This is a genomic window from Sphaerotilus uruguayifluvii, from assembly GCF_013294065.1.
Lineage (GTDB): Bacteria > Pseudomonadota > Gammaproteobacteria > Burkholderiales > Burkholderiaceae_C > Sphaerotilus > Sphaerotilus uruguayifluvii.
On the sequence record NZ_JABSNM010000008.1, the window covers coordinates 14,617 to 40,162 of the forward strand.

The following is a 25,546-nucleotide window of genomic DNA, read 5'->3' on the forward strand; positions in this document are numbered from 1 at the left end:
CAGCAAAGGCATCGCCGCCGATTATCGTCACCCCGGGCGCCGTGCTCCGCTTCAGGCCCGCGCGGCGTCGAGCTGGTCGCGGGTGGCCATCGCCACGCGGCGCGCCGCTTCGGCGAAGTCCTCGCCGCGGCTGGCGTAGAGCACCGCGCGCGAGCTGTTGACGACGATGGTGCCTGCCTCGGTCAGGCCGGCCTTCACGGTGGCCTCGGCATCGCCGCCCTGCGCGCCCACGCCCGGAATCAGCAGCGGCAGCGTCGGCGCGATCTCGCGCACCCGCGCGATCTCGGCGGGGAAGGTTGCGCCCACCACCAGGCCGATCTGGCCGGTGGTGTTCCACTCGGTCTGCGCCAGGTGCGCCAGGTGCTCGAACAGCCGCGGCTGGCCGGGAACGTCGGCCAGGCGCTGCATCTGCCAGTCGTTGCCGCCGGGGTTGGAGGTGCGGCACAGCAGGATCACGCCCTTGTCCGCGTAGGCCAGGAAGGGGTCGATCGTGTCGCGGCCCATGAAGGGCGACAGCGTCACCGCGTCGGCCTGGAAGCGCACGAAGGCCTCGCGGGCGTACTGCTCGGCCGTCGAGCCGATGTCGCCGCGCTTGGCGTCCAGGATGACCGGCACGTCGGGCGCGACCGCCTTCATGTGCGCCATCAGCCGTTCGAGCTGGTCCTCGGCGCGGTGCGCGGCGAAGTAGGCGATCTGCGGCTTGAAGGCGCAGACCAGATCCTTCGTCGCGTCGACGATCGCCGCGCAGAAGTCGAAGATCCTCGAGGCGTCGCCGGCCCAGGCGCCGGGAAACTTCGACGGTTCCGGATCGAGGCCGACGCACAGCAGGGACTGGTTCTGGCGCGTGGCGCGGGCGAGCTGGTCGGTGAAGGTCATCGCGGGACTCCGGCGGCCGGGACTCAGATGCGCTGCGCCAGCGCGGTGGCCAGGCCGGTGTAGCTGCCCGGCGTCATCGCCAGCAGGCGGTCCTTCTCGGCCTGCGGCAGGTCGAGCGCGGCGACGAAGCCGCGCATCAGCTCGGCCGTCATCGGCTGGCCGCGGGTGAAGGCCTTGAGCTGCTCGTACGGCTCGGGCAGGCCGTAGCGGCGCATGACGGTCTGGATCGGCTCGGCCAGCACTTCCCAGGCGCTGTCGAGGTCGGCGGCCAGCGCGGCCTCGTTGAGCTCGAGCTTGTCCAGGCCGCGCATCAGGCTGTCGCAGCCCAGCAGCACGTAGCCCAGCGCCACGCCCATGTTGCGCAGCACCGTCGAGTCGGTCAGGTCACGCTGCCAGCGGCTGACCGGCAGCTTCTGCGCCAGGTGCGTCAGCAGCGCGCTGGCGATGCCGAAGTTGCCTTCCGCGTTCTCGAAGTCGATCGGGTTGACCTTGTGCGGCATGGTCGAGGAGCCGACCTCGCCCGCCTTGGTCTTCTGCTTGAAGTAGCCCAGGCTGATGTAGCCCCAGACGTCGCGCGCCCAGTCGATCAGGATGGTGTCGACGCGGGTGAAGGCGTCGAACAGCTCGGCCATGTAGTCGTGCGGCTCGATCTGGATGGTGTACGGGTTGAAGGTCAGGCCCAGCGAGCCCTCGACCACCTTGCGGCTGAAGGCCTCCCAGTCGTGCTCGGGATAGGCCGAGAGGTGGGCGTTGTAGTTGCCGACCGCGCCGTTCATCTTGGCCAGCAGCTTGACGCCGGCGATGCGCTCGCGGGCGTTCTTCAGGCGCGCCACGACGTTGGCGACTTCCTTGCCCACGGTGGTCGGGCTGGCGGTCTGGCCGTGGGTGCGGCTGAGCATCGGCACCGACGCGAAGGTGTGCGACATCGCCGTCATCTTGGCGATGATGCGGTCGAGCATGGGCAGCATCACCTCGTCACGCGCGCTCTTGAGCATCAGCGCGTGGCTGGTGTTGTTGATGTCCTCGCTGGTGCAGGCGAAGTGCACGAACTCCTGCATGCGCTCGAGCTCGGCGTGGCCCGCGATGCGGCGCTTGATCCAGTACTCGACCGCCTTGACGTCGTGGTTGGTGGTCTTCTCGATGTCCTTGATCGCCTGGGCATCCTCTTCCTTGAAGTGGATGACCAGCGAGCGCAGCAGGCCGCGGCTGGCCTCCGACAGCGCCGGGAACTCCTTGAAGCCGGCGTCCGACAGCGCGATGAACCACTCGATCTCGACCTGCACGCGGCGGTGCATCAGGCCGTACTCGCTCAGCAGCGGGCGCAGCGCGGTGAGCTTGCCCGCATAGCGGCCGTCGAGCGGCGACAGGGCGTTGAGGGCGGTGAGCTGGGAGAAGGGCATGGTGGGACTCGGGCGGGCAGGAGGGCACGAATGCCGCGCGGCGTGCGCGCGGCCCGGGCGCCCGTCGGCCGCTCCGGACGGACGGAGCGGGCGGCGGCGGATCGGGGCGAAAGGCGGGATTTTACCGGCCCCGCCGCCCCGCGCCATCCCCGCCCGCCGCTCCCGCGCCGATCAGTAGAACTGCAGCAGCGGCCCGTCACCGACGCCGCCGAGCGGGCCGGGCACATGGCCGGGCGCGGGGCCGCGCATCGTGATCGTGACGGCCAGGCGGTAGGCGCCGGCGGGGATGGCGCCGGCCGGGAAGCTGAAGTCCACCGCGTAGGCCTGCGGCGTGGCGGCGATCAGCGGCGTGGTCTGCTGGCCGCCCGGCACCGAGAACGGGCCGCCGCCCATGCGGTCCATGTACAGCGTGACGACCCAGTCGCCGGCCAGCAGCGGGCTCAGCGCCCCGCTGGTGCTCCAGCGCACGCGCACGCCCCAGCCCTGCGTCGGCCCGATGCTGTGCACCGGCGTCACCACGGCCGGGAAGGGGCCGGAGGCGGGCAGCTCGAAGACGGTGGCGGTGGCCGACGGCGCGACGTCGAACAGCGGCAGACCGTCCTCGACGAGGATGGTGAAGGGGTTGGCCATGATCTTGCTCCTTCTGGACAGAGGTTGAGGAAGGGGTCTCTGATGTGTCCGGCATGCCCCCCGGCCTGCCGGCAGAAACGACTGTCCGCCGCCCGGCTTAGCGCGCCGCCCGGCCGGCGCTTGCGCCCGCGCTTACAGGGCGGCCGGCGCGGGCGTAAGCGGGGCCGGTGCGGAGGCCCGGTCCGGCTCAGACCGGCTCGCGCCGGCCGATGCGCCGGTACAGCGCGGTCAGCGCCTCGCCTGGCGGCAGGTCGAGCTGGCGCCGCAGCGCGCCGACGCACTGGCGGTACTGGCGCTCGGCGAGCTGGGGCTGGCCCAGGCGCGCGTAGCAGCGCATCAGCCGCGCATGGGCGGCCTCGTTGCACTCGTCGAGGCCGAGATGGCGCTGCGTGGCGCGCACGCAGCCATGCAGGTCGCCGCTGCCTTCGCGCAGGTCGGAGAGCCGCTCGAGCACCTGGTTGAGGCGGTCGCGCAGCGTCTGCGCATGCATCTGCAGCGCCCGCTCGGTCTCGTTCTCGTCGACCAGATCGGTCCGGTACAGCGTCGCGGCGATCTCGTAGTGGCCGGCGGCCGCGTCGGGCCGGCCGGCCTGCTCGGCCGCCTCGCCCAGCGCCGCCTGCTGCTCGAAATGCTCGACGTCGATCCAGGTCTCGCCGTCGCCGGCGATGCGGTAGCCCTGGTCGTCATGGCGAAGCAGCGCCGGATCGCCGAGCGCGCGGCGCAGGCGGTGCAGCGTGACGTTGAGGCTGTTGCGCGCGGCGGCCGCCTCGGCCTCGGGCCAGAACAGCCCGGCCAGCCGCTGCCGTGCCAGCGGCCGCCGCCGGTGCAGCAGCAGCCACATCAGCAGCGCGCGGGCCTTGCCGTGAGGCAGGTCCTGCAGCGGCCGCTCGCCGATCCAGATCTGGAAGCCGTCGAGCATCTGCACGCTCAGCACCGGCGGGGCCGGCTGCACCGGGGCCGCCGACGCCAGGCCGTCCCGGGCGGGCAGGCGCGGCGGCCGCTCGCCCGGCGTGGCAGGCGCCGGGGGCGGACGCGGCGCGGTGTTCCAGCGCGACAGCGTCGCATCCCAGGCGCCGAGCAGCTGTCGGGTCGCGGCCAGCATGTCGGCCAGCTCGGGGCCGGCCAGGGCGGCCGGCCACATCGGAGGTGTGCTCACTTGGAGCTCCCTGTGGGTCGATTGCTGGGGGGCGGCGCCAGTCTGCCGCGCTCGAGTCGCGACAGGATGTGAGAAAAGTCACGGATTATTTGTTTCAATTCGTGTCGTCGGCGCCCCCCGCGAGCCCCTCCGCCAGACCCTGCGCCAGCCGGCGCAGCCGCCGCGGATCGCTCAGGCACAGCGCGGTGCCGTCGCGCCGCAGCAGGCCCGAGCGCACGAGCCGGGCCAGCGTGCGGCTGACCTGCTCGCGGCTGCTGCCGATGCAGGCGGCCAGGTCGGGGTGGTGCGGAGCGGGGTCCAGGCGCGGGCCGCCGGCCTCGGCGCGGCGCAGCAGCTCGGCGGCCAGACGCTGCGGCACGCTGAGTGCGCCGAGCTCGTAGCAGCGGCCGGTCAGCTCGCGCACCGCGCCGGCCAGGCGCAGCAGCAGCGCCTCGCAGACCGGCCAGTGCCGCTGCAGAAGCTGGAGGAAGTCCTGCGGCGCGAGGTGGCCGAGCACGCTGTCCTCGAGCGCGACGACGCTGGCGCTGCGCGGTCCGCCGTCGATCGCGGCGATCTCGCCGAACAGCTCGCCGGCGCCGAGCTCGCGCAGCCGCAGCTCGCGCCCGCCCGGCGACAGCAGCGTCACGCGCACCCGACCGCTGGCGATCAGGATCAGGTCGCGGCCGGCGTCGCTGTGGCGCACGATGGTGCGGCCGCGCCGCCAGTGGTGCCAGCGCGCGGCCTGCGCGATCTCGGCCAGCTCCGGGTCGGCGAGCCCGTCGAGCAGGTGGATGTGGCGCAGCGCCAGCAGCGGCGCGGGCATCTCCCGGGGGCGGCGACCCGGGGCCGCGGCGGGCGGATCTGTGCGCATCGTCATGAGGGGCTCTCCTGAAGCGATACCTGACAGTTTCGCAGCAGCGATTGCCGGCAGAATGTTCCCGGTTGCCGCGATCGCCCCGATGAGTCCCGAGTGAGCCCTGAGTCCGTTCTCGCCGATGAGGCCCGTGAACCCGCTGCGGGCCAGGAGCGGCTGTCCGAGCCGCCCGCCTGGCCGGTGCTGACGGTGGTGTTCTCCGACCTGGGCGGCGCCGGCGTGGCGGGTGGGCTCGAGAGCGAGCATTACGCGCGGCTGCTGCAGGCGCTGCGGCAGCTCGGCGACACGGTGCTGAGCGCCCACGGCGGGCAGGTGCTGCGGCTGCAGGGCGACGGCGTGCTGGCGGTCTTCGGCCTGCCGCAGCCGCAGCCGGACGACACCCGCCGCGCGATCGAGGCGGTGCTCGACCTGCACGAGCGGGTGCGTGCGCTGCGTCCGCCGGTGCGGCCGGCCGGGCTGCCGGCGCTGGTGCTGCATTCGGGCCTGCATGCCGGGCCGGTGCAGGTCGGTCCGGGCGACGCGCAGCGTGGCCGGCTGACGCTGTCCGGCGACGTGCCCGACCTGGCCGTGCGGCTGTCGATGGCAGCCGGGCGCGACGAGCTGCTGGTCAGCCTGGAGGCGCTCGGCCCGCAGGCGCAGGCCTTCCTGACCGAGCCGCGCGAGCCGCTGATCCTGCCCGGGCGTGACCGGCCGGTCGCGCTGTGCCGGGTGCGCGCGCGGGTGGACCAAGCCGGCGCTCGGGTGCCCCGGCGCCAGCGCGCCCTGCTGCCCTTCGTCGGTCGCGAGGCCGAGCTGGCCTGGCTCGAGGAGGCGGCCGCCACGGTCGGCCAGACCGGGACGCCGGTCTGCCGGCTGCTGCTCGGGGTGCCGGGCCTGGGCAAGACACGCCTGCTCGGCGAGTTCGCCGAGCGTTCGGCCTCCCGGTTCCGGCGGGTGCTGACCGGGCACTGCGAGCGCCAGCTCAGCGCCGAGCCGCTGCAGCCCTTCCTGCAGATGCTGCCCGGCACGGAGCCGCCGCGACGCATCGACGCGCGGGACGCGGCCGGCGATCCGGTGACGCGGCTGTGCGAGCGGCTGCTGGAGGAGGTGCGCGCCGACGCGCCGGTGCTGCTGTGCATCGACGACTGGCAGTGGGCCGACGAGGCAGCGCTGCAGCTGCTGATGCGGCTGCGCCGGCAGGCTGCCGGACTGCCGCTGATGATCGTGCTGACCGCCCGCGATCTGTCGGGCGCCGAGCGCAGCCGGCTCGACATGCCGGGGCGTGTGCTGGTGCCCTTCAGCGACGAGGAGGCGGACCGCACCGTGCACCAGCTGCTGCCCTCGATCGAGCCTGTCGAGATCGACTCGATCCGGCGACTGTCCGGCGGCAACGCGCTCTACATCGAGGAGCTCTGCCATGCGCTGCTGGTGCATGCCGAGCTGCGCCGCCAGGCCGGCCGGCCCTATGGTGGCGCCGCGTGGCTGGACCGGCTGATCGAGGCGCGGCTGGCGCGGCTGCCCGAGCCGGCGCGCGAGGTGCTGCAGATCGCCGCGGTGATCGGCGTGCATGTGCCGGTGGTGCTGCTGTCGGCCGTCACCGGCGAGCCGGTGGAGGGTGCGCTGGCCCGCCTGGCCGCCGAGGATGTCCTGTTCCCTGACGTGTCCGCCGGCCGGCTGCGCTTCAAGCATGGCATCACCCGCGACGTGATCTACCGGTCGATCGGGCTGGCGCAGCGCCAGCAGCTGCACCGCCGGGTCGCCGCGACGCTGGCAGGCACCGATGCACAGGCCCACGAGGCGCTGGCGCATCACTGGCATGCCGCCGGTGTGCCGGAGCAGGCCCTGGAGGCGGCCGAGCGGGCCGCCGACCGGGCGCAGGCGCTGTCATCGCTGGACCGCGCCCGCGAGTTCCATCGCCTCGCGCTGGCCGCGATCGAGGCGCTGCCGTCGACGCCGGCGCTGCGCCAGCGCTGGTTCGACCGCGTCCAGCGGCTGGCGCTGGCCGGGGTCTTCGATGCGGCACGGGCGGATCTGGAGGTGGTGCGGCGCGCGGTGTCGCTGGCGATGCAGGGCGACGATGTCGGGGTGCAGGCGCGCATGCGCTACTGGCTGGCCTACATGCACTATGCGCTCGGCGAGGCGCGCGAGGCGGTACGCGAGGGCCGCGAGGCGCTGGTGCTGGCGCGGCGGGCCGGTGATGCCCCGCTCGAGGTGCAGGTCCGTGCGACGCTGGGCCAGGCCCTGGCCTCGGCGGCGCGGTATCCGGCCGCGCTGGCGCTGCTCGACGATGCCGGCGGCATCAAGCGTCGCCATCGCTCCGGGCGGCGACCCTCGGTCGGCCTGGCCTACACGCTGACCTGCCAGGCGGCGATCCACGGCGACCAGGGCCGCTTCGAGCTGGCCGGGGAGCTGTTCGGCGAGGCGCTGGAGGCGGCTGGCGAGGGCATGCACGAGATCGGCGCGTCGATCCGGGGCTGGCAGGCGGTCGTGCTGCTGTGGCAGGGCCGCTGGCAGGAGGCGGCGACGGCGGCCGCCCAGGCGCACCGCATCGGCGAGCAGGTGCGCAGCCTGTTCTCGTTCTCGATGAGCCATGCGGCGGGCAGCTTCGCGCGCTGGCGCCTCGATCCGGACGGACCGGGGCTGCAGGGCGTGCGCGACGCGACGGTCTGGCTGGCGCCTCGCGACGGCGGGCTGTTCGCCTCGCTCAACCACGGCTGGCTGGCCGAGGGCGAGGTCGAGCGAGGGCAGCCCGATCGCGCGCGCGAGCAGGCCGCGCTGGCGCTGGCCCGCGCGCGCCGCGGCGACTGGCTCGGGGCGGCGATGGCCTCGCGGGCGCTGGCGCGGCTGGCCGGCGGCAGTGCGCCGCCGCAGGCCTGGCACCATCTGGTGCGTGCCGAGCGGGCGGCACGCTGCCGCCATTCGGCGCACGAGCAGGCGCTCAACCGGCTGGCCCGGGTGCGCTGGCTGCTGCAGTGCGGCCGCGACCGCACGCCGGAGGGCGAGTCGGCCGTGGCGCTGCTGGACGAGGCCGAGGCGGCCTTCACCGCGATGTCGATGTCCTGGCATGTCGCGCAGATGGCCCGGCTGCGCGGCATGACCGGCACCTGATCAGTGCCGTGTCATCAGCGGCAGCCAGCGCGACAGCACCGGCCAGGCGACCGCGACCGTCGCGCTGAAGTCGTCGAAGAACAGTCCGAGCAGCAGCGACAGCGGTTCCTGGCGCGCCAGCGTGCGCAGGCCCTGGCGGCGCTGCATCTGCTGCAGCTCCTGGCACAGCGTGTCGAGCAGCGCCGGATCGTCGCCCGGTCGGGACGGCACCCGGTCGTCGGTGATGACGATCGTGCCGCCGGGCAGGCCGAAGGCTGCCGGCGCCCCGAGCCGGCCGCGGGCGCGGAACTGCGCGTCCCACGGCGTGGGCGCGCCGGTCGGGCAGCGGCTGGCAGTCAGCTGGCCGAGCTGCTGGCGCAGGTCCTGCTGGGTGGTGGCGGGCAGCTGGCTGGGCAGCACCCAGCGGGTGTCGAGCTGCGACAGCAGCTCGCGGCCGATGTGGCGGTCGACCTGCGCCGGCACCCGATCGACGAGATGCTCGGCGGTCGCCGGCAGCGCCAGCCAGGCCGCAGCCAGCGCCAGCGCCACGGTCGCGGCGGTGCGCCAGCGGCGCAGGCCGCCGCGCGCAGGGCCCGTGTCCGCGTTCGTCCGGTCGAGCCAGCGCTCGAGATCGCAGTCGGCGGGGCAGTCGAGCAGCGCGCCGTCGGGCAGCTGCAGCAGGCAGCGGCCGCTGGCGCTGCGGTGGCCGATCTGGGTCTGGCCGGGCAGGAAGCGTTCGACGAAGTTGCAGCCGCGCACCTGCAGGTGCCGTTCGTCCAGCGTCAGCAGCACCGGCTGAGGCGCTCGGACCCGGCTGCCGAAGTAGTCGGCCTCGATCTGCCGGTCTTCGCGGGCGGCGGTGGCCGGCGTGTCGAATGTCCCCGTGCCTGCACTGGTCGTGCCCATCAGCTGCTCCCTGTGATTCCCCTGGGACCGGCGGCACGCTCGAGAGGGTCTGGTGGGTGTCTGCCGGTCCGGCGGGGAGGGCGGATCCCCGCTTTGTCAGTGGAACTCTAGCGGCCGGCCGTGGCGCTGGCAGTCCCCATGAGGGTGGAGCAGTTGTTTCAATTCATGTGCATTCATGCGCGCGCGATCCGCACCTGCACCGCCTCGAGCCGCAGCCGCGCGACCGCGACGGCCGCGAACGGCCAGTACAGCCCCAGCGTGACGGTGCACAGCAGCATGTTCTTCAGATAGAGCAGCACCAGCCGGTGCACCGGCAGCGCGCTCGAGAACGACAGGTGCTGGCTGCGCATGCGGTTCCACAGCAGGTCCTGCGTGCGGGCGACCCAGTAGGCCCGCGCGGTCAGCAGCAGGCCGATGTCGACGAGCAGGCCGGTCAGCAGCGGCGCGATCGCCTCGGCCGCCGCGATCAGCGGCGCGCACAGCAGGTGCAGCAGCATCAGCCCGAGCAGCAGGCCGAGCAGGCCGGCGTGCATGCGGTAGAAGTCCCGCGGCGCGATCGCCTCGAGGTGGGTGCTTTCCTCGCCGAGGCCGAGATGCGCATGCAGGTAGCGGCTGCGGCGCTCGTGCAGCCACGGGACCAGGCCGAGCAGCGCCAGCAGCGCCAGGCTGACGACGACCGCCAGCAGCCAGCCGCCGGGCGGATCGGGCTGCGCCAGCAGCGCCTGCCCGATCAGCAGCACCGCCAGCGGCACCACCGCCGGCCGGAAGACCTCGCGCGCATCGGCCGGCGTGCCCTCGAAGCGCAGCGGCTGGCCACGCCAGCGCGTGTGGTTGATGCGCCAGCGCAGCGCGTCGCGCATCCGCCAGGGCCAGGCCGGCGCCAGCGCCAGCAGCAGGATCGCCGCCACCAGCGGCGCCGAGTGCGCGATCAGCGTGTAGACCGCCAGCGCGCCGAGCATCAGCAGGTGCGGCCGCATCTGCTCGCGGCCGTCGCCGTCGAAGGCCAGCGGCTCGCCGCCGACCAGCGTGTGCTCGCGCCAGTAGCGCAGCCGGCGCGCCCGGGCCATCGGCAGCAGCACGCCCAGCGTCAGCGCCACCATCGCCAGGTTGCCCAGCCACAGCCGCGCGTAGTCGCGTCCGGTGCCTGTGAAGCGGATCGGCAGCACCGCCGCGGTGCTGCCGTGTCCGGCCTGCGGATCCTTGGTCATTCCTGAATTTCCCCCACCTCTGCGGCCCGCTTTATAAACAAAAGCGGGCCGCATTCCTGCGGGGCGAGGCTGCCAGGGGCTGGAAATGTTCCCGTGGCGGTCGGAGCGGGGGGACAGTGTGATCAGAGCGCCACGTCGAGCCCGAGCAGTTCGCCCGCCGCGTCGCCGATCGTGCCGGCGGGCTGCTCGGGTCCGGCCGGGGCGCCGGCCAGCTGCTCGAGCGGCAGGCTGCTGCGGATCGTGACGGACTCGAGCCGCAGTCGTGCCACCGCGACGGCCGCGAACGGCCAGTACAGACCGAGCGTCAGCACGGTCAGCAGCGTGTTCTTCATCAGCAGCATCCACAGTGCGGTGGCCGACAGCTGGCTGTCGAAGCGCAGGTGCTGGCTGCGGGTGTGGCTCCACGCCAGGTTCTGCATCCGGCTGGTGGAGTAGGCCATCATCGCGGTGACGATCGCCATGTAGCCCAGCGGTCCGGCGACGAGGGCCAGCGGCGGCAGGACCATGGTCGCCGCGATGCCGGCCGCGCCGAGCGCCAGCCCGAGCACCATCAGCACCAGCATCGACTTGAAGCCCATCGTGTAGAGGTCGCGCAGCCGCACGCCCTCGAGCCGCGTGCGCTCGCCGGCGAAGGTGAAGTGGCCGTGCCGGTAGCGCAGCATGCGCAGCAGGGTCCAGGGGCCTGCCAGATAGACCGCCAGCGTGCACAGCAGGACGGCCCCGATCAGCCAGGCCGACGGCCCCTGCGGAGCGGCCGCGTCCTCGGCGAGCTCGGGCGACGAGGCCAGCAGCGGCGTCAGGCCCAGCAGCACCGCCATCGGCACGATCATCGGCAGGAAGACCCGGTAGGCTTCGGCGACCGTGCCGCTGAAGCCCAGAGGGCGGCCTCGCCAGCGCACATGGCCGAGCCGGAAGCGCAGCGCCGAGCACATCAGCCAGGGCCAGGCGGCGGTGCCCGCCAGCGCGACCGCCAGCGCCAGCATCGGCGCGAACTCGCTGCCGATCAGGTAGCCGGCGACCACTGCGCCGACGATCAGGTGGCCGCGCAGCATCTTCCACGGGTCGCCGTCGAAGCTCAGCGGCGTGCCGTCGACCAGCGTGTGCTCGTGGAAATGGCGCAGCTGCCGGGCGCGCGCGAAAGGCAGGTACAGGCCCAGCGTCAGCACCGTGCGCAGCAGGTTGACGATCCAGATGCGGAAGTACGCGCGTCCGGTGGCGGTGAAGCGCAGGCTCGGCGCCTGTGCCGCCGCGGGGGCTTCGGGTGGCGCCGCGCTGGCGTCGGGTGTGGCGAGACCGGTGTCCGGATGCATCATGCCCTCCCCCTCGTGTCGTCGAGGTTTTTCGCGTTATAGCGCGGTCCCCGGCCGGGGATGATGAATTTCATGGTGTCTGCGTATGATCCCGATCGGTGCCGGGCCGGCCGCCTGCCGAGGACCTGCGCCGTCGTGTCCAGGCCGATTTCCGGGAGAGTGCGCCATGTCGCTGTTCGATTTCATCCGCAAGCAGTTCATCGACGTTCTCGAGTGGACCGAGACCGGCGACGGTACGCTGGCCTGGCGCTTCCCGATGGCCGACAACGAGATCCAGAACGGCGCCTCGCTCACGGTGCGCGAGTCGCAGGTGGCGGTGTTCGTCAACGAAGGCCAGGTGGCCGACGTGTTCGGCCCGGGGCGCCACACGCTCACCACCCAGACGCTGCCGCTGCTGACCAACCTGAAGAACTGGGACAAGCTCTTCGCCTCGCCCTTCAAGAGCGATCTCTATTTCTTCAGCACCCGCCAGCAGGTCGACCAGCGCTGGGGCACGCAGCAGCCGGTGACGATCCGCGACAAGGACTTCGGCGCGGTGCGGCTGCGCGCCTTCGGCAACTTCGCCTGGCGGCTGGTCGATCCGCGCGCCTTCATGAAGGAGGTCAGCGGCACGCGCGAGCGCTGCACCGCCGCCGAGATCGACGGCCAGCTGCGCGGCTTCCTGCTGCAGCACCTGTCGGACGCGGTGGCGCAGTCGGGCATCCCCTTCCTGGACCTGGCGGCCAACCAGGTCGAGTTCGCCGCGCGGCTCAAGGCGGCCACGGCGCCCGAGTTCGCCCGTCTGGGCCTGAGCCTGGAGACGGTCACGCTGCAGAACGTCTCGCTGCCGGAGGAACTGCAGAAGGTCCTCGACCAGAAGATCGGCATGGGCATGATCGGCCAGAACATGGGCCAGTTCATGCAGTACCAGACCGCGCAGGCGATTCCGAAGCTGGCCGAAGGGGCCGGCCAGGGCGGGGGCGTGGCGGGCGAGGCGATGGGCCTCGGCGCCGGGCTGGCGCTGGGCCAGACGCTGGCGCAGACGATGCAGCAGGGCCTGCAGCCGGCAGCCGCGGCGGCACCGGCGGCCGCGCCGGTCGTGGCGCTCCAGCCCGACGAGATCATGGCCACGCTGGAGAAGCTCGCCGACCTGAAGGCCCGGGGCATCCTCACCGACGAGGAGTTCACCGCCAAGAAGACCGAGCTGCTGAAGAAGCTGGTCTGAGGTGGCCGAGACCTACCGCGCCTACCGCGCGGCCTGCCCGAACTGCGGCGCGCCGGTCGAGTTCCGCTCGGCGGCCTCGGCCAGCGCGGTGTGCAGCTTCTGTCGCTCGACGCTGGTGCGCGAGGGCGAGGCGCTGCGCCGCATCGGCGAGAGCGCCGAGCTGTTCGACGACCACTCGCCGCTGCAGCTCGGCGTCACCGGGCGCTGGCAGGGCGTGGCCTTCACGCTGGTCGGGCGCCTCCAGTACGCCTATGCCGACGGGCGCTGGACCGAGTGGCATGCGCTGTTCGACGCGGGGGGCGCGGGCGACCCGGGCGACTCCGGCGGTGCCGCGTCCGCCGGGCGCAGCGCCTGGCTGTCGGAGGACAACGGCGCCTACGTGCTGGCGCTGGATCGGCCCCTGGCCGACCGCGTGCCGCAGGCCGGCACGCTGTTCCCCGGCCAGAAGGCGCTGATCGACGGACGCGCCTGGGAGGTCGCCTCGGTGGTGCAGGCGCAGGTGCACGCCGCCCAGGGCGAGCTGCCGCGCCCGCCGCAGCCCGCCGGGCCGGATCACGCCTTCGTCATCGCCGACCTGCGCAATGCCCAGGACGAGGTCGGCACGCTCGACTACGCCGAGCCGGCGCGGCCGCAGTGGTCGGTCGGCCGCGCGGTGCGGCTGGCCGAGCTGCAGCTCGCCGGCCTGCGCGAGCTGGGCAGCGAGAAGACGCTGGCCGGGCGCAGCATCGAGTGCCCGAGCTGCGGCGCCTCGCTGGAGATCCGGCTGGACAGCACCCGGTCGGTCACCTGCGGCCAGTGCCGCGCGGTGGTCGACGTGTCGCAGGGCGTCGGCGCCGATCTGGCGCACTTCGCGCAGAACGCGGTCACCGAGCCGCAGATCCCGCTGGGCACGGTCGGCACGCTGGCGCTGGGCACGCCGCAGCCGCTGCCCTGGCAGGTGGTCGGCTACCTGGAGCGCTGCGACCTGCCTGAGCCGGGCAGCGACGACGAGCAGACCTTCTGGCGCGAGTACCTGCTCTACCACCCGACCGAGGGCTTCGTCTTCCTGGTCGACACCGAGGAGGGCTGGAGCTGGGTGCGGCCGCTGACCGGCGTGCCGGTGGTGCAGGGCGACCGCGCCACCTGGGCCGGCGCCCGCCATGCGCAGCGCTGGCACTACCGCGCGAAGACGGTCCATGTGATCGGCGAGTTCTACTGGCGCATCCGCCGCGACGAGCCGGTCGAGGTCACCGACTACGAAGGCGAGGGCCCGAACCGCCGAAGGCGCCTGAGCCGCGAGCAGACCGCCGGCCCCGGCGGCGGCGAGATCACCTGGTCGGCCGGCGAGACGCTGGAGGCGCGGGCGGTGGCCCAGGCCTTCGGGCTGGACAGCCGGGCCGGCGCGGCGCTGGCGCGCGATGCCGCGCCGGTGGCGGCCGGCCGGGGCGGCGGCATCGGTGCCGCCGGTGTCATCATCCTGGTGCTGCTGGTGCTGTTCGTCGTGCTGCTGATGGCGCGCTGCAGCGACGACGGCTGCGCCGATGTCCGCAGCACCTTCGGCGAGACCAGCGCCGAGTACCGGCAGTGCCTGGCGCGCCAGCGCACCTCCTCGTCCTCCTCGGGCGGCTCCTATGGCGGCTCGTCCTGGGGTGGCGGCAGCAGCGGGGGCGGCGGAGGCGGCCACAAGTAACCCGCAAGTCACGCGCAACCCGGAGAAGATTCCATGGAGATGCTCAAGCCCGCGGTGATCCTCGGCTCGATCCTGTACGCCGTCATCGGCGTGGTCGTGCTGTGGGTCAGCTTCGTCGTCATCGACAAGCTCACGCCCTACAAGCTCTGGGAGGAGCTGGTCGAGCACAGGAACGTGGCGCTGGCCATCGTGGTCGGCGCGATGTTCATCGCGATCGGGCAGATCGTGGCCGCGGCGATCCACGGGTGAGCGGCGCGGTCGAGGCGCCGCCGGGCCGCGCGCGCATCTCGCCGGCCGAGATCACGCTGCTGGGCTCGGTCTTCCTGATCGCCGCCTGCGGGCTGGTCTACGAGCTGGCGGCGGGCGCCCTGGCGAGCTACCTGGTCGGCGACTCGATCCGGCAGTTCTCGACCGTCATCGGCACCTACCTGTTCGCGATGGGGCTGGGCTCGTGGCTGAGCCGCTTCGTCGAGCGCCAGCTGGTGGCGCAGTTCATCGGCGTGGAGCTGCTGGTGGGCGCGGTGGGCGGGCTGATGCCCGCCGGCCTGTTCGTCGCGCACAACCTGCTGCCCGCCTCGGCCGCCGGCGCCTTCCAGGCGATCCTGCATGCGCTGGTGCTGGCGGTGGGCGCGCTGGTCGGGCTGGAGATCCCGCTGGTGATGCGGCTGCTGCAGCGGCGCTTCCGCGAGCGCTACGGGCTGAAGGACCTGGTGTCGCAGGTGCTGACCTTCGACTACCTGGGCGCGCTGGTGGTGGCGCTGGCCTTCCCGCTGCTGCTGGTGCCGCAGCTCGGGCTGATCCGCACCGGGCTGGTGTTCGGGCTGATGAACGCGGGCGTGGCGGTGTGGGCGCTGTGGCTGTTCCGCGCCGAGCTGCGCCGGCTGCAGGCGCTGGCGCTGGCCGCGGGCGCCACGATGGCGGTGCTGCTGGCAGCGCTGGCCGGCGCCGAGCGGCTGACCACCTGGGCCGAGGACCGCTACTACGGCGACCACATCCTGCATGTGGCCTCCAGCGACTACCAGCGCATCGTCGTGACCGGCGGGCGCGCGGGCCTGCGGCTCTTCCTCAACGGCAACCTGCAGTTCCACGAGCGCGACGAGTACCGCTACCACGAGGCGCTGGTGCATCCGGCGATGGCCGCGCACGGCGCGCCGCGCCGGGTGCTGGTGCTGGGTGGAGGCGACGGGCTGGCGGTGCGCGAGATCCTGAAATACCCCTCGGTCGAGCAGGTCACGCTGGTCGACCTGGACGCGCAGGTCACGCGGCTGTTCTCGACCGAGCCGCGGCTGGTGGCGCTGAACCGCGGCGCGCTGCGCTCGCCCAAGGTCACGGTGGTCAACGCCGACGCCTTCGCCTGGCTGGAGGCGCAGCGCGACCCGGCCGCCACCTGGGACGTGATCGTCATCGACTTTCCCGACCCCGGCAACTTCGCGGTCGGCAAGCTCTACTCGACGAGCTTCTACCCGATCGTCGACCAGCACCTGGCCGCGGGCGGCTTCATGGTGGTGCAGACCACCTCGCCGCTGGTGGCGCGGCGCAGCTTCTGGACGGTGGCGGCGACGCTGGAATCCGTGGGGCTGACGATCACGCCCTACCACGCGCTGGTGCCCAGCTTCGGCGAGTGGGGCTTCATCCTGGCCGGCCACCGGCCGTGGCATCTGGCGCGCGCGCTGCCCGAGGGCTTGCGCTTCCTGACGCCCGAGGTGATGGCGACGCTGCTGCGCTTCCCGCCCGACATGGCCCGCACCGAGGAGGCGCCCAACCGCCTGTCCGACCAGCGCCTGGTGCGGCTGTTCGAGGAGGAGTGGGGGGCGCCGCGTTGAGGCGCCGCGAGCTGCTGGCCGGGCTGGCTGCCGGGCCCGCGCTGGGCCTGGCCGGCTGCGACACGGCACGGCCTGCGCTGGACGGCGGCTGGATCGGCGCCGACTCGGCTGCGCGCGGTCACCGGCTGCGTGAGATCGGCGGCGCCCGGTCCGGCACGCTGCCGGCGCCCGCCCTCACGCGGCGGGTGGCGGTGCTGGTGGTGGGCGCGGGCATCGCCGGGCTGGCGGCGGCGCGTGCGCTGGAGCGCGCCGGCATCGACGACGTTCACCTGATCGAGCTGGAGGACGAGGCCGGCGGCCATTCGCGCGGCCATCGGCTGGCGGGCTTCGACTGCCCGCTCGGCGCGCATTACCTGCCGGTGCCGGGCGAGGCGGCTGCCGAGGTGCGCGAGCTGCTGCAGGACTTCGGCCTGGCGCGGGTCGAGTTCGGCCGCTGGCAGTGGGACGAGCGCCACCTGTGCCACGCGCCGCAGGAGCGGCTCTTCATCGACGGCGCATGGCACGAGGGCCTGCTGCCGCCGGCCGAGCCGGGCAGCCGCCTGCAGACGCAGTACCGCTCCTTCGCCCGCCTCGTGGCCGAGGCGCAGCGGCAGGTCGGCTTCTCGATGCCGGCGCTGCGCACGCCGTGGACGCCCGCGCAGGCCGCGCTGGAGGCGCAGACCTTCGCCGCCTGGCTGGACGTGCACGGGCTGGACGAGCCGCGGCTGCGCTGGTACCTCGACTACTGCTGCCGCGACGACTACGGCGCCGACGCCGCGACCGTCTCGGCCTGGGCCGGGCTGCACTACTTCGCCAGCCGCCACGGCTTCCACGCGCCGGGCGATGCGCAGGCCGAGCGCGAGCCGGTGTTCACCTGGCCCGAGGGCAACGCCTGGCTGGCACGGCGGCTGGCCGCGCCCTTCGCGGCCGGGCGGCTGCATGCCTGCCGGGTCGCGCTGCGGCTGGACGAGGCGCGCGAGGGCGTGCAGGTGCTGGCCTGGGACGCACGGGCCGACCGCCTCGAGGCCTGGCAGGCCGATCGGGTGGTGCTGGCGCTGCCGCTGCATGTGGCCGCGCGGTTCTGGCCCGAGGCGCCCGAGGCGCTGCGCCAGACGGCGGCGCAGGCCCGCCATGCGCCGTGGCTGGTGGCCCATCTGCATCTCGACGGGCCGCTGCTGCAGCGCGTCGGTGCGCCGCCCTCGTGGGACAGCGTCGCCTTCGGCACCGCCTCGCTCGGCTATGTCGACGCGATGCACCAGTCGACACGGCCGCACGCCGGTCCGACGGTGCTGACCGCCTACCTGCCGCTGTCCCCGGCCGAGCGGCCGGCGCTGCTGGGCGCGGACTGGCGCCCGTGGGCGCAGCGGGTGCTGGCCGACCTGCTGCCGCTGCATCCTGACCTGCCCGCCCGGCTGCGCCGCATCGAGCTGGCGCGCCACGGCCACGCGATGCGCATTCCGCTGCCGGGCACGCGCTCGGCGCCAGCGCATCAGGCCCTGGTGCAGTTGCCAGGCCGGGTCACGCTGGCGCATGCCGATCTGGCGGGCTACTCGGTCTTCGAGGAGGCCTTCACGCTGGGCTCGCTGGCGGGGCGCAGGGCGGCGGACCGAGCGCGCCGCGGATGATCTCGCGCTCCTCGACTCGGGCCGGATCCAGCAGCGCGCGCAGCGCCGCCAGCAGCTGGCGCGCCTGCCGGGAGTGATCGCCCGAACGGTTGCAGACATAGACGTCGAGCGTCACCGCCGCCAGCTCCGGCCAGGTGTGCAGCGCCAGGTGCGACTCGGCCAGCAGCACCACGCCGGTCACGCCGCCGGGCTCGGGAAAGGCGTGGAAGACCTCGCCGACGACGCTCAGGCCCGCCTCGCGCGCTGCGCGCACGCCGGCCTCGCGCAGCGTGTCGCGGTCGCGCAGCAGCGCCGTCGCGGCGCAGTCATGCCACTCGGCGCAGAGGTGAAGTCCGTCCATGTTCCGGGTCCGTCATGTGACCAGCATACACATGCCTTGCGGGCACAGGGTGACTGTGCGATACTCGCGAGCTTTTCGGGCGTTGGGATTCCTGCGCCCCATTTCGCCGTTGCGCGACCGGGCCGTCCTTCGCGGGAAGGATCCGAGCGTGCAGCAAGACAAGTCAGCCCGGCCAATCGTTGTCGGGTTATTGGAGAAGAACCATGAGTCTTAGCAATCGCCTCGGGTTGCTGGGCCGCAAGGTGGGCATGATGCGCATCTTCACGGACGACGGTGATACCGTGCCCGTGACCGTGCTGGACGTGTCCAACAACCGCGTTGCCCAGGTCAAAACCGCGGAAACGGACGGCTACACCGCTCTGCAAGTCGCGTTCGGCACCCGCAAGGCGTCGCGCGTGAACAAGCCGGAAGCCGGTCACCTGGCCAAGGCCGGCGTCGAAGGCGCCGAGCTGCTGCAGGAATTCCGCGTCGCTCCGGAAGTCGCCGCCGAGTACAAGGCGGGTGCCGCCCTGTCGGTGTCGATGTTCGCCGCCGGCCAGCTGGTCGACGTGCAGGGCACCTCGATCGGCAAGGGCTTCGCCGGCACGATCAAGCGCCACAACTTCGGTTCGCAGCGCGCCTCCCACGGCAACAGCCGTTCGCACAACGTCCCGGGCTCCATCTCGATGGCGCAGGATCCGGGTCGCGTGTTCCCGGGCAAGAAGATGACCGGCCACATGGGCGACGAGACCGTCACGACCCAGAACCTCGACGTCGTCCGCGTCGACGAGGCTCGCCAGCTGCTGCTGGTCAAGGGCGCTGTTCCGGGTGCCAAGGGTGGCTTCGTCACCGTGCGCCCGGCCGTGAAGGTCAAGGTCAAGAAGGGAGCCAACTGATGGCACAGCTGGAACTCCTGAACGAGCAGGGTCAGGCCGCGTCGAAGGTCGAGGCCGCCGATGCCGTGTTCGCGCGTGACTACAACGAGTCGCTGATCCACCAGATCGTCGTCGCGTACCAGGCCAACGCCCGCCAAGGCACTCGCGCCCAGAAGGACCGCGAGCAGGTCCACCACTCGACCAAGAAGCCGTTCCGCCAGAAGGGCACCGGCCGCGCTCGCGCCGGCATGACCTCGTCCCCGCTGTGGCGTGGGGGCGGTCGCATCTTCCCGAACAGCCCGGACGAGAACTTCTCGCACAAGATCAACAAGAAGATGTACCGCGCCGGCATGGCCGCCATCTTCTCGCAGCTGGCCCGCGAAGGCCGCCTGGTCGTGATCGACTCGCTGTCGGTCGAGGCGCCGAAGACGAAGCTGCTGGCTGCCAAGCTGAAGGCCCTGAATCTGGATCACGTCATGGTCATCGCCGACCAGGTCGACGAGAACCTGTTCCTGGCCGCTCGCAACCTGGCCAACGTGCTGGTCGTCGAGCCGCGTTACGCCGATCCGCTGTCGCTGGTCTTCTACAAGAAGGTCGTCGTGACCAAGGGCGCGATCGACAAGCTGCAGGAGATGTTCGCATGAGCGCACTGAAGTTCGAAGAAGGCCGTCTGGCCCAGGTGCTCGTCGCGCCGATCATCTCGGAGAAGGCCACCAGCGTCGCCGAGAAGCACAACCAGGTGATGTTCAAGGTCCTCCAGGACGCCACCAAGCCCGAGATCAAGGCCGCTGTCGAACAGATGTTCGGCGTGCAGGTCGCGTCGGTGCAGGTCGTCAACCAGAAGGGCAAGACCAAGCGCTTCGGCGGCCGTCCGGGTCGTCGCAACAACGTGCGCAAGGCCTATGTGTCCCTGAAGGAAGGCCAGGAACTCAACTTCTCCGGGGAGGCCGCGTAATGGCTGTCGTCAAGGTCAAACCGACTTCGCCCGGCCGCCGTGCCGTGGTGAAGGTGGTGCACAAGCACCTGCACAAGGGCAAGCCGGAAGCTTCGCTGCTGGAGCCGCAGAAGCAGAACGCCGGCCGCAACAACAACGGTCACATCACCACCCGTCACAAGGGCGGTGGTCACAAGCACCACTATCGCGTGGTCGATTTCGTCCGCAACAAGGACGGCATCCCCGCGAAGGTCGAGCGCATCGAGTACGACCCGAACCGCACGGCCCACATCGCCCTGGTGTGCTACGCCGACGGCGCGCGTTCGTACATCATCGCGCCGCGTGGCCTGGAAGTGGGCCAGACCGTGATCAGCGGCGCCGAGTCGCCGATCAAGGCCGGCAACACGCTGCCGATCCGCAACATCCCCGTGGGTTCGACCATCCACTGCGTCGAGATGCTGCCGGGCAAGGGTGCGCAGATCGCGCGCTCGGCCGGCACCAGCGTCACGCTGATGGCCCGCGAAGGCACCTACGCCCAGGTCCGCCTGCGCTCGGGTGAAGTGCGCAAGATCCACATCGACTGCCGCGCCACCATCGGCGAGGTGTCGAACGAAGAGCACAACCTGCGCCAGTACGGCAAGGCCGGTGCGATCCGCTGGAAGGGCATCCGCCCGACCGTCCGCGGTGTCGCCATGAACCCGGTCGACCACCCGCACGGTGGCGGCGAAGGCCGTACCGGCGAGGGTCAGGTCCCCGTGTCGCCGTGGAACACCCTGACGAAGGGCTACCGTACCCGCAACAACAAGCGCACGCAGAACATGATCGTGTCGCGTCGCAAGAAATAAGGGGTAGCACGACATGTCTCGTTCGCTGAAGAAGGGTCCGTTCGTCGATCATCACCTGCTCGCGAAGGTCGAGAAGGCGGTTGCCACGAAGGACAAGAAGCCCATCAAGACCTGGTCGCGTCGCTCGACGATCCTGCCGGAATTCATCGGCATCACGATCGCCGTGCACAACGGCCGCCAGCACGTGCCCGTGTACGTGTCCGACCAGATGGTCGGCCACAAGCTGGGCGAGTTCGCGCTGACCCGCACGTTCAAGGGTCACCCCGCGGACAAGAAGGCCAAGCGCTAAGGAGCACTGACGATGGAAACGAAAGCAGTCGTCCGCGGCGTGCGCCTCTCGTGCGACAAGGGTCGCCTGGTGGCCGACATGATCCGTGGCAAGAAGGTCGACCACGCGCTGAACATCCTGACGTTCACGCAGAAGAAGGCCGCCGGCATCATCAAGAAGGCGCTGGAGAGCGCGATCGCCAACGCCGAGCACAACGACGGCGCGGACATCGACGAGCTGCGCGTCACCTCGATCTATGTCGAGCAGGGTGCCACGCTGAAGCGCTTCGCCGCCCGTGCCAAGGGCCGTGGCAACCGCATCAGCAAGCCCACCGCTCACATCTACGTGACCGTCGGCAACTGAGGCAGGAAAGAGAACCATGGGACAGAAAATCCATCCGATCGGTTTCCGCCTGCCGGTCACCCGTAACTGGTCGTCGCGCTGGTACGCTGGCAACCGCCAGTTCGCCGCGATGCTGGCCGAAGACATCGAAGTCCGCGAGTTCCTGAAGAAGAAGCTCAAGAACGCCGCTGTCTCGCGCATCCTGATCGAGCGCCCCGCCAAGAACGCGCGCATCACGATCTTCTCGGCACGTCCGGGCGTCGTGATCGGCAAGAAGGGCGAGGACATCGAGAACCTGAAGGTGCAGCTTGCCAAGATGATGGGCGTGCCGGTGGCCGTCAACATCGAGGAAGTGCGCAAGCCGGAGACCGATGCCCAGCTGATCGCCGAGTCGATCACCCAGCAGCTCGAGAAGCGCATCATGTTCCGCCGCGCGATGAAGCGCGCGATGCAGAACGCCATGCGTCTGGGTGCCCAGGGCATCAAGATCATGTCGGGTGGCCGTCTGAACGGCATCGAAATCGCTCGTACCGAGTGGTATCGCGAAGGTCGCGTGCCGCTGCACACGCTGCGCGCCGACATCGACTACGGCTTCTCGGAAGCCAAGACCACCTACGGCATCATCGGTGTCAAGGTCTGGGTCTACAAGGGTGACCGCCTGGCCAACGGCGAGCTGCCGGCCGCCGCGCGCGAAGAGCGTCCGGAAGAGGACCGCCGCCGCCGTGGCCCGCGCAACGATCGTCCGGGCGAGCGTCGTGGCCCGCGTGGCAACGGTGACCGCCGTGGTGGCGCGAACGCTGACGGCGCCAAGCGCGCTGCGCGTCCGGCCGCATAAGGAGAACAAGGAATGTTGCAACCTTCGCGTCGCAAGTTCCGCAAGGAACAAAAGGGCCGCAACACCGGCGTCGCCACCCGTGGCGCCCAGGTGTCGTTCGGCGAGTTCGGTCTGAAGGCCACCGAGCGCGGCCGCATCACCGCTCGCCAGATCGAAGCCGCCCGTCGTGCCATCAGCCGCCACATCAAGCGCGGTGGCCGCATCTTCATCCGCATCTTCCCGGACAAGCCGATCTCGCAGAAGCCGGCCGAAGTGCGTATGGGTAACGGCAAGGGCAACCCGGAGTACTACGTCGCCGAGATCCAGCCGGGCAAGGTGCTCTACGAGATCAACGGCGTGCCGGAAGCGCTGGCGCGCGAGGCGTTCACGCTGGCTGCTGCGAAGCTGCCGCTGAGCACGACCTTCGTGACCCGCCAGTTCGGTTCCTGAGCCGGGAGAGATTGAATGAAAGCATCTGAACTCCGCGCCAAGGACGTCGCTGCGCTCGAGAAGGAAATCAGCGATCTGCTGAAGGCCCATTTCAGCCTGCGCATGCAGAAGGCGACCCAGCAGCTGGGCAACCACCAGCTGCTCGGCAAGACCCGCCGCGACATCGCTCGTGCCCGCACCATTCTGGCCGAGAAGAAGAAGGAGGCCGCGCAATGAGCGAAGCCCAAGCCACCAAGAACGTGCGCACGCTGATCGGCCGCGTCGTCAGCGACAAGCGCGCCAAGACGATCACCGTCCTGGTCGAGCGCCGCGTCAAGCATGAGCTGTACGGCAAGATCGTCGCTCGCTCGCGCAAGTACCACGCTCACGACGAGAACGGCGAGTACAAGATGGGCGATCTGGTCGAGATCGCCGAAGGCCGCCCCATCTCGAAGACCAAGAGCTGGGTCGTGACCCGCCTGATCGAGAAGGCGCGTCTGGTCTGACGCCTGATCGGATCTGACCGATGTTTTCCGGGGTCTTTTGACCTCGGACAACAGAAAAACCGGCACGCTGGAATACTGGCGGCCGGTTTTTTCATTGGAGATGACTCATCATGCTGAAGATCGGTGACGCCCTGCCGTCCGCAACCGTCTACGAATACATCGAGGTCGAGGGCAATGGCTGCTCGCTGGGCCCGAACGCCTTCGATGTCGCCAAGGAAGCGGCCGGCAAGAAGATCGCGATCTTCGCGCTGCCCGGCGCCTACACCCCGACCTGCTCGGCCCAGCATCTGCCCGGCTATGTCCGGACGGCCGAGGAGCTGAAGGCCGCGGGCGTCGACGAGATCTGGTGCCTGTCGGTCAACGACGCCTTCGTGATGGGCGCCTGGGGTCGCGAGAACGCGGCCGGCGGCAAGGTGCGCATGATGGCCGACGGCTCGGCCGACTTCACCCGCGCGGTCGACATGGTGCTCGACCTGACCGCCAAGGGCCTGGGCGTGCGCTCGCAGCGCTACTCGATGCTGGTCGACGACGGCGTGGTCAAGACGCTCAACGTCGAAGGCCCGGGCAAGTTCGAGGTCAGCGACGCCGCGACGATGCTGTCGCAGGCCCGCGGCTGATCCCGCGCGCCTCCCCGCTCAGGGATAGAAGGCGGCCAGCGTGTAGCCGGTGATCCGGCTGTCGCTGCTGGTGAACTCCAGCGACCAGATCGCGTCCGCCTGACCCGGCAGCATGCCGGGCTGGCGGAACTCCGTCGGAGTCAGCACCCGCCGCAGCACCACCTGGCCGCGGGTGTCGGTCAGGCTCAGCTCGATGTGCGGCGCGGCCACCGGGTGCTCGGCACGGTTGTGCAGCGTGACGCCGAGCAGGAAGCCGCTGGCGCCGGGGGGCCGGGTCAGCGAGGTGCTGTCGACCACCAGCGCGTCGAGCAGGCGCGGCGGCTGAAGCTGGCACTGGCACAGCGTCTCCAGCAGCGGCTGCAGCACCGGCCAGCGCGCGCCGAAGCGGTCGCGCCACTGCACGCCCACCTGTGCCATCAGCGTCAGCGTCAGGCACAGCGCCGACGCGCCGAGCGCGCCGCGAACCCAGGGCCGCTGCCAGCGCGCCTGGTTGTTGGCCTTGCGGATGAAGTCCAGCGTCGGCTCCGGATCGATCTCCGGGCCGCCCGCAGGCGTCGCATCCGTGGCCGCATCCTGCGCCTCGGTGCGCGAGGTCGCCGCCTCTTCGGGCGGCGTCTCTTCGACGACGGGTTCTCTCGGCGGCAGTCCGGCGGGTTCGGCCTGAGTCGCCTGTGCATTCGCGCCGGGGCGCTGCGGCGCCAGCAGTTCGCTGGTCAGGTCGATCGTCTTCTCGAAATGGTCCTCGCCCGATCGCGGCACCGCGGCGGGCATCGTGTCGGCCAGCGCTGCATCGGGTCCGGCGGTCGCTTCCACCACGTCCTGTGCCACCCGCTCAGCCGGCGTCTCCGCTGCGGTCGCGGTGAGCGGCTGCATCTCCGCCGGAGGCAGCTGCACTTCTGACCCTTCCTGTGCCTCGTGCGAGGCGCTCGCCTCGGGGGCGGTGGGGGGCGGCTGCGGCGCTTCGGCTTCCGGGGGCAGCGGCTCGTCGTCCGGCGTGGCGGTCGCGACCTGCGCTGCCGCGGCGTCGGCCACCTGCGGCAGGGGGATCCCGCTGGCGGCGGGTTCTTCCTGAAGAGGCGCCTGCTCCGGTTCCGGCTCCGCGAGGGCCGATGACCGCGGTGGCGTGGACGGGGCGGCCTCCTCCTCGGGCTCGGGTCGCACCGGAGCCGGAGCCGCGGCGGGCTCCTGGCGTGGCGCGAACGCGGGCATCGGCCGCGGCGGCGGCGGCATGACCGGGGCCGGATCGGGCAGCGTCAGGTCGACGTCCGGACGGCCGTGGCGCTGCTGCAGCTTCGCGGACGCGAAGGCGCTGAAGGCCTCGGAGCGGAACTCGAGCGTCGTGGCCGGATAGCCCTGGTCGTCGTGCGGCTCGCTCGGTGCGGGTGCCAGCAGGCTGTCGCTGGCGTCGGCCTCGGTCGCGAGCGCCCCGTCGGGCGAGGAGGGGTCGCGCAGCAGCCGCCATGAGCCGGTGTCGGGCTGCGTCGGCGCCATCGACATGCCGGAGTCCTGCACGGACGGATCCCAGGTCGCGGCATGGCGCGTGCCGATGTGCACCTGCTGCTGCGGTCGCGGCGGCGCGGGCGGAGGCAGGCTCGACTTCGAGCCGGAGAACATCGCCGGCCGCGTCTCGGCCCAGGCCGGATCGTTCGGATCGTGGCCGGGGGGCGGCAGGGACGGCTGGGGAGCGGGGCGGGGCGTCTGCGCGATGCCGCTGCGCGTGGTCGCCGAGGATTCGCGCCGGTCGAGGTCGAACAGCCCTTCGAGCGCGTTGAAGACCTCCTGGCACTGGCCGCAGCGGACCCAGCCCTCGGAGGTCTTCAGCTGGTCCTGCACCACCCGGAAGACGGTGCCGCAGGAGGGACAGGAAGTGGCCAGGCTCATGACCGGATCAT

General features: G+C 71.7%; 27 protein-coding genes. 17 read left to right on the forward strand and 10 right to left on the reverse strand.

Annotation, left to right across the window (positions count from 1 at the left end; genetic code table 11):
- Positions 1–51: 51 nt before the first annotated feature.
- The 5 genes from pyrF to HNQ01_RS10265 all read right to left on the reverse strand — a co-directional run bounded on the left by pyrF (position 52) and on the right by HNQ01_RS10265 (position 4,918).
- Positions 52–876 carry an orotidine-5'-phosphate decarboxylase gene (pyrF, locus tag HNQ01_RS10245; protein WP_173805302.1) on the reverse strand — a complete coding sequence of 275 codons (825 nt, stop codon included), beginning with the start codon at positions 874–876 and terminating at the stop codon, positions 52–54.
- A gap of 23 nt (positions 877–899) precedes the next feature.
- Complete coding sequence (gene purB, locus HNQ01_RS10250) at positions 900–2,276, reverse strand: adenylosuccinate lyase (RefSeq protein ID WP_173805304.1); 1,377 nt, start codon at positions 2,274–2,276, stop codon at positions 900–902.
- A gap of 171 nt (positions 2,277–2,447) precedes the next feature.
- On the reverse strand, positions 2,448–2,906 hold the full coding sequence (locus tag HNQ01_RS10255; protein WP_173805306.1) for a hypothetical protein: 459 nt from the start codon (positions 2,904–2,906) through the stop codon (positions 2,448–2,450).
- 187 nt (positions 2,907–3,093) lie between these two features.
- A complete protein-coding gene (locus HNQ01_RS10260) occupies positions 3,094–4,062 on the reverse strand; it encodes an AfsR/SARP family transcriptional regulator (RefSeq protein ID WP_173805308.1) in 969 nt (322 codons plus the stop codon).
- Between the two features lie 94 nt (positions 4,063–4,156).
- Positions 4,157–4,918 carry a Crp/Fnr family transcriptional regulator gene (locus HNQ01_RS10265; protein ID WP_173805310.1) on the reverse strand — a complete coding sequence of 254 codons (762 nt, stop codon included), beginning with the start codon at positions 4,916–4,918 and terminating at the stop codon, positions 4,157–4,159.
- 93 nt (positions 4,919–5,011) lie between these two features.
- Between HNQ01_RS10265 and HNQ01_RS10270 the strand changes: the two genes are divergently transcribed.
- Positions 5,012–8,002, forward strand: coding sequence for an ATP-binding protein (locus HNQ01_RS10270; protein WP_173805311.1), 2,991 nt, complete (start codon positions 5,012–5,014; stop codon positions 8,000–8,002).
- Here the strand turns inward: HNQ01_RS10270 and HNQ01_RS10275 are convergent, their stop codons facing one another.
- The 3 genes from HNQ01_RS10275 to HNQ01_RS10285 form a co-directional block, all read right to left on the reverse strand.
- Positions 8,003–8,887 (reverse strand): DUF7092 domain-containing protein, encoded by an 885-nt coding sequence (locus HNQ01_RS10275; protein WP_173805313.1) that lies wholly within the window; start codon positions 8,885–8,887, stop codon positions 8,003–8,005. It lies immediately after the preceding gene.
- A gap of 173 nt (positions 8,888–9,060) precedes the next feature.
- Positions 9,061–10,095, reverse strand: a complete 1,035-nt coding sequence (locus HNQ01_RS10280) for a DUF898 family protein (RefSeq protein WP_173805315.1) — start codon at positions 10,093–10,095, stop codon at positions 9,061–9,063.
- Positions 10,096–10,217: 122 nt separating this feature from the next.
- Positions 10,218–11,405: a YjgN family protein gene (locus HNQ01_RS10285; RefSeq protein ID WP_173805317.1), complete on the reverse strand. Its 1,188-nt coding sequence runs from the start codon at positions 11,403–11,405 to the stop codon at positions 10,218–10,220.
- A 166-nt stretch (positions 11,406–11,571) separates the two neighbouring features.
- Between HNQ01_RS10285 and HNQ01_RS10290 the strand changes: the two genes are divergently transcribed.
- Genes HNQ01_RS10290 through HNQ01_RS10310 form a run of 5 tightly spaced genes read left to right on the forward strand, consistent with a single transcriptional unit; the run spans position 11,572 to position 17,705 of the window.
- On the forward strand, positions 11,572–12,609 hold the full coding sequence (locus HNQ01_RS10290; RefSeq protein ID WP_173805319.1) for an SPFH domain-containing protein: 1,038 nt from the start codon (positions 11,572–11,574) through the stop codon (positions 12,607–12,609).
- Position 12,610: 1 nt separating this feature from the next.
- Positions 12,611–14,278 (forward strand): DUF4178 domain-containing protein, encoded by a 1,668-nt coding sequence (locus tag HNQ01_RS10295; RefSeq protein ID WP_173805321.1) that lies wholly within the window; start codon positions 12,611–12,613, stop codon positions 14,276–14,278.
- 33 nt (positions 14,279–14,311) lie between these two features.
- A complete protein-coding gene (locus tag HNQ01_RS10300) occupies positions 14,312–14,527 on the forward strand; it encodes a DUF350 domain-containing protein (RefSeq protein ID WP_173805323.1) in 216 nt (71 codons plus the stop codon).
- Positions 14,524–16,101 carry a polyamine aminopropyltransferase gene (locus tag HNQ01_RS10305; RefSeq protein ID WP_173805324.1) on the forward strand — a complete coding sequence of 526 codons (1,578 nt, stop codon included), beginning with the start codon at positions 14,524–14,526 and terminating at the stop codon, positions 16,099–16,101. Before HNQ01_RS10300 ends, HNQ01_RS10305 begins: the two co-directional genes overlap by 4 nt.
- The gene (locus HNQ01_RS10310) at positions 16,098–17,705 is read left to right on the forward strand and encodes an FAD-dependent oxidoreductase (protein WP_173805326.1); all 1,608 of its coding nucleotides are present in this window, start codon (positions 16,098–16,100) and stop codon (positions 17,703–17,705) included. The genes HNQ01_RS10305 and HNQ01_RS10310 overlap by 4 nt, the downstream gene beginning before the upstream one ends.
- On the opposite strand, the gene speD is transcribed toward HNQ01_RS10310, so the two are convergent.
- Positions 17,650–18,045 (reverse strand): adenosylmethionine decarboxylase, encoded by a 396-nt coding sequence (gene speD, locus HNQ01_RS10315; protein WP_173805328.1) that lies wholly within the window; start codon positions 18,043–18,045, stop codon positions 17,650–17,652. The genes HNQ01_RS10310 and speD overlap by 56 nt on opposite strands.
- Before the next feature lie 203 nt (positions 18,046–18,248).
- On the opposite strand from speD, the gene rplC reads away from it, so the two are divergent.
- From rplC to HNQ01_RS10370, 11 genes are all read left to right on the forward strand, one after another.
- Complete coding sequence (rplC, locus tag HNQ01_RS10320) at positions 18,249–18,920, forward strand: 50S ribosomal protein L3 (RefSeq protein ID WP_173805330.1); 672 nt, start codon at positions 18,249–18,251, stop codon at positions 18,918–18,920.
- Positions 18,920–19,543: a 50S ribosomal protein L4 gene (rplD, locus tag HNQ01_RS10325; RefSeq protein WP_173805332.1), complete on the forward strand. Its 624-nt coding sequence runs from the start codon at positions 18,920–18,922 to the stop codon at positions 19,541–19,543. Before rplC ends, rplD begins: the two co-directional genes overlap by 1 nt.
- A complete protein-coding gene (gene rplW / locus HNQ01_RS10330) occupies positions 19,540–19,854 on the forward strand; it encodes a 50S ribosomal protein L23 (protein ID WP_173805334.1) in 315 nt (104 codons plus the stop codon). Before rplD ends, rplW begins: the two co-directional genes overlap by 4 nt.
- Positions 19,854–20,678: a 50S ribosomal protein L2 gene (rplB, locus tag HNQ01_RS10335; RefSeq protein ID WP_173805336.1), complete on the forward strand. Its 825-nt coding sequence runs from the start codon at positions 19,854–19,856 to the stop codon at positions 20,676–20,678. The genes rplW and rplB overlap by 1 nt, the downstream gene beginning before the upstream one ends.
- 13 nt (positions 20,679–20,691) lie before the next feature.
- Positions 20,692–20,967, forward strand: coding sequence for a 30S ribosomal protein S19 (gene rpsS / locus HNQ01_RS10340; protein WP_173805338.1), 276 nt, complete (start codon positions 20,692–20,694; stop codon positions 20,965–20,967).
- A 12-nt stretch (positions 20,968–20,979) separates the two neighbouring features.
- Positions 20,980–21,309, forward strand: coding sequence for a 50S ribosomal protein L22 (gene rplV, locus HNQ01_RS10345; RefSeq protein ID WP_173805340.1), 330 nt, complete (start codon positions 20,980–20,982; stop codon positions 21,307–21,309).
- Between the two features lie 16 nt (positions 21,310–21,325).
- A complete protein-coding gene (rpsC, locus tag HNQ01_RS10350; protein ID WP_173805342.1) occupies positions 21,326–22,123 on the forward strand; it encodes a 30S ribosomal protein S3 in 798 nt (265 codons plus the stop codon).
- Positions 22,124–22,135: 12 nt separating this feature from the next.
- On the forward strand, positions 22,136–22,552 hold the full coding sequence (gene rplP, locus HNQ01_RS10355) for a 50S ribosomal protein L16 (protein WP_037480914.1): 417 nt from the start codon (positions 22,136–22,138) through the stop codon (positions 22,550–22,552).
- A gap of 15 nt (positions 22,553–22,567) precedes the next feature.
- Positions 22,568–22,768: a 50S ribosomal protein L29 gene (gene rpmC / locus HNQ01_RS10360; protein ID WP_173805343.1), complete on the forward strand. Its 201-nt coding sequence runs from the start codon at positions 22,568–22,570 to the stop codon at positions 22,766–22,768.
- Positions 22,765–23,037 carry a 30S ribosomal protein S17 gene (gene rpsQ, locus HNQ01_RS10365; protein ID WP_173805345.1) on the forward strand — a complete coding sequence of 91 codons (273 nt, stop codon included), beginning with the start codon at positions 22,765–22,767 and terminating at the stop codon, positions 23,035–23,037. The genes rpmC and rpsQ overlap by 4 nt, the downstream gene beginning before the upstream one ends.
- Before the next feature lie 110 nt (positions 23,038–23,147).
- Entirely contained in the window at positions 23,148–23,654 is a 507-nt protein-coding gene (locus HNQ01_RS10370; protein WP_173805347.1) for a peroxiredoxin, read from the forward strand.
- 18 nt (positions 23,655–23,672) lie between these two features.
- On the opposite strand, the gene HNQ01_RS10375 is transcribed toward HNQ01_RS10370, so the two are convergent.
- Positions 23,673–25,535: a zinc-ribbon and DUF3426 domain-containing protein gene (locus HNQ01_RS10375; protein WP_173805349.1), complete on the reverse strand. Its 1,863-nt coding sequence runs from the start codon at positions 25,533–25,535 to the stop codon at positions 23,673–23,675.
- Between the last annotated feature and the right edge of the window lie 11 nt (positions 25,536–25,546).

Excerpts from the sequence above, each read along its gene's own strand:
- HNQ01_RS10280 (WP_173805315.1), bottom strand. The coding sequence starts at position 10,095 with ATGACCAAGGATCCGCAGGCCGGACACGGCAGCACCGCGGCGGTGCTG.
- pyrF (WP_173805302.1), bottom strand. The coding sequence starts at position 876 with ATGACCTTCACCGACCAGCTCGCCCGCGCCACGCGCCAGAACCAGTCC.
- HNQ01_RS10265 (WP_173805310.1), bottom strand. The coding sequence starts at position 4,918 with ATGACGATGCGCACAGATCCGCCCGCCGCGGCCCCGGGTCGCCGCCCC.
- HNQ01_RS10290 (WP_173805319.1), top strand. The coding sequence starts at position 11,572 with ATGTCGCTGTTCGATTTCATCCGCAAGCAGTTCATCGACGTTCTCGAG.
- HNQ01_RS10300 (WP_173805323.1), top strand. The coding sequence starts at position 14,312 with ATGGAGATGCTCAAGCCCGCGGTGATCCTCGGCTCGATCCTGTACGCC.
- HNQ01_RS10255 (WP_173805306.1), bottom strand. The coding sequence starts at position 2,906 with ATGGCCAACCCCTTCACCATCCTCGTCGAGGACGGTCTGCCGCTGTTC.
- rpsC (WP_173805342.1), top strand. The coding sequence starts at position 21,326 with ATGGGACAGAAAATCCATCCGATCGGTTTCCGCCTGCCGGTCACCCGT.
- rplW (WP_173805334.1), top strand. The coding sequence starts at position 19,540 with ATGAGCGCACTGAAGTTCGAAGAAGGCCGTCTGGCCCAGGTGCTCGTC.
- rplC (WP_173805330.1), top strand. The coding sequence starts at position 18,249 with ATGAGTCTTAGCAATCGCCTCGGGTTGCTGGGCCGCAAGGTGGGCATG.
- rplB (WP_173805336.1), top strand. The coding sequence starts at position 19,854 with ATGGCTGTCGTCAAGGTCAAACCGACTTCGCCCGGCCGCCGTGCCGTG.
- rpsQ (WP_173805345.1), top strand. The coding sequence starts at position 22,765 with ATGAGCGAAGCCCAAGCCACCAAGAACGTGCGCACGCTGATCGGCCGC.
- rplP (WP_037480914.1), top strand. The coding sequence starts at position 22,136 with ATGTTGCAACCTTCGCGTCGCAAGTTCCGCAAGGAACAAAAGGGCCGC.
- rpsS (WP_173805338.1), top strand. The coding sequence starts at position 20,692 with ATGTCTCGTTCGCTGAAGAAGGGTCCGTTCGTCGATCATCACCTGCTC.
- rpmC (WP_173805343.1), top strand. The coding sequence starts at position 22,568 with ATGAAAGCATCTGAACTCCGCGCCAAGGACGTCGCTGCGCTCGAGAAG.
- purB (WP_173805304.1), bottom strand. The coding sequence starts at position 2,276 with ATGCCCTTCTCCCAGCTCACCGCCCTCAACGCCCTGTCGCCGCTCGAC.
- HNQ01_RS10285 (WP_173805317.1), bottom strand. The coding sequence starts at position 11,405 with ATGCATCCGGACACCGGTCTCGCCACACCCGACGCCAGCGCGGCGCCA.
- HNQ01_RS10375 (WP_173805349.1), bottom strand. The coding sequence starts at position 25,535 with ATGAGCCTGGCCACTTCCTGTCCCTCCTGCGGCACCGTCTTCCGGGTG.
- HNQ01_RS10275 (WP_173805313.1), bottom strand. The coding sequence starts at position 8,887 with ATGGGCACGACCAGTGCAGGCACGGGGACATTCGACACGCCGGCCACC.
- speD (WP_173805328.1), bottom strand. The coding sequence starts at position 18,045 with ATGGACGGACTTCACCTCTGCGCCGAGTGGCATGACTGCGCCGCGACG.
- HNQ01_RS10370 (WP_173805347.1), top strand. The coding sequence starts at position 23,148 with ATGCTGAAGATCGGTGACGCCCTGCCGTCCGCAACCGTCTACGAATAC.
- rplD (WP_173805332.1), top strand. The coding sequence starts at position 18,920 with ATGGCACAGCTGGAACTCCTGAACGAGCAGGGTCAGGCCGCGTCGAAG.
- rplV (WP_173805340.1), top strand. The coding sequence starts at position 20,980 with ATGGAAACGAAAGCAGTCGTCCGCGGCGTGCGCCTCTCGTGCGACAAG.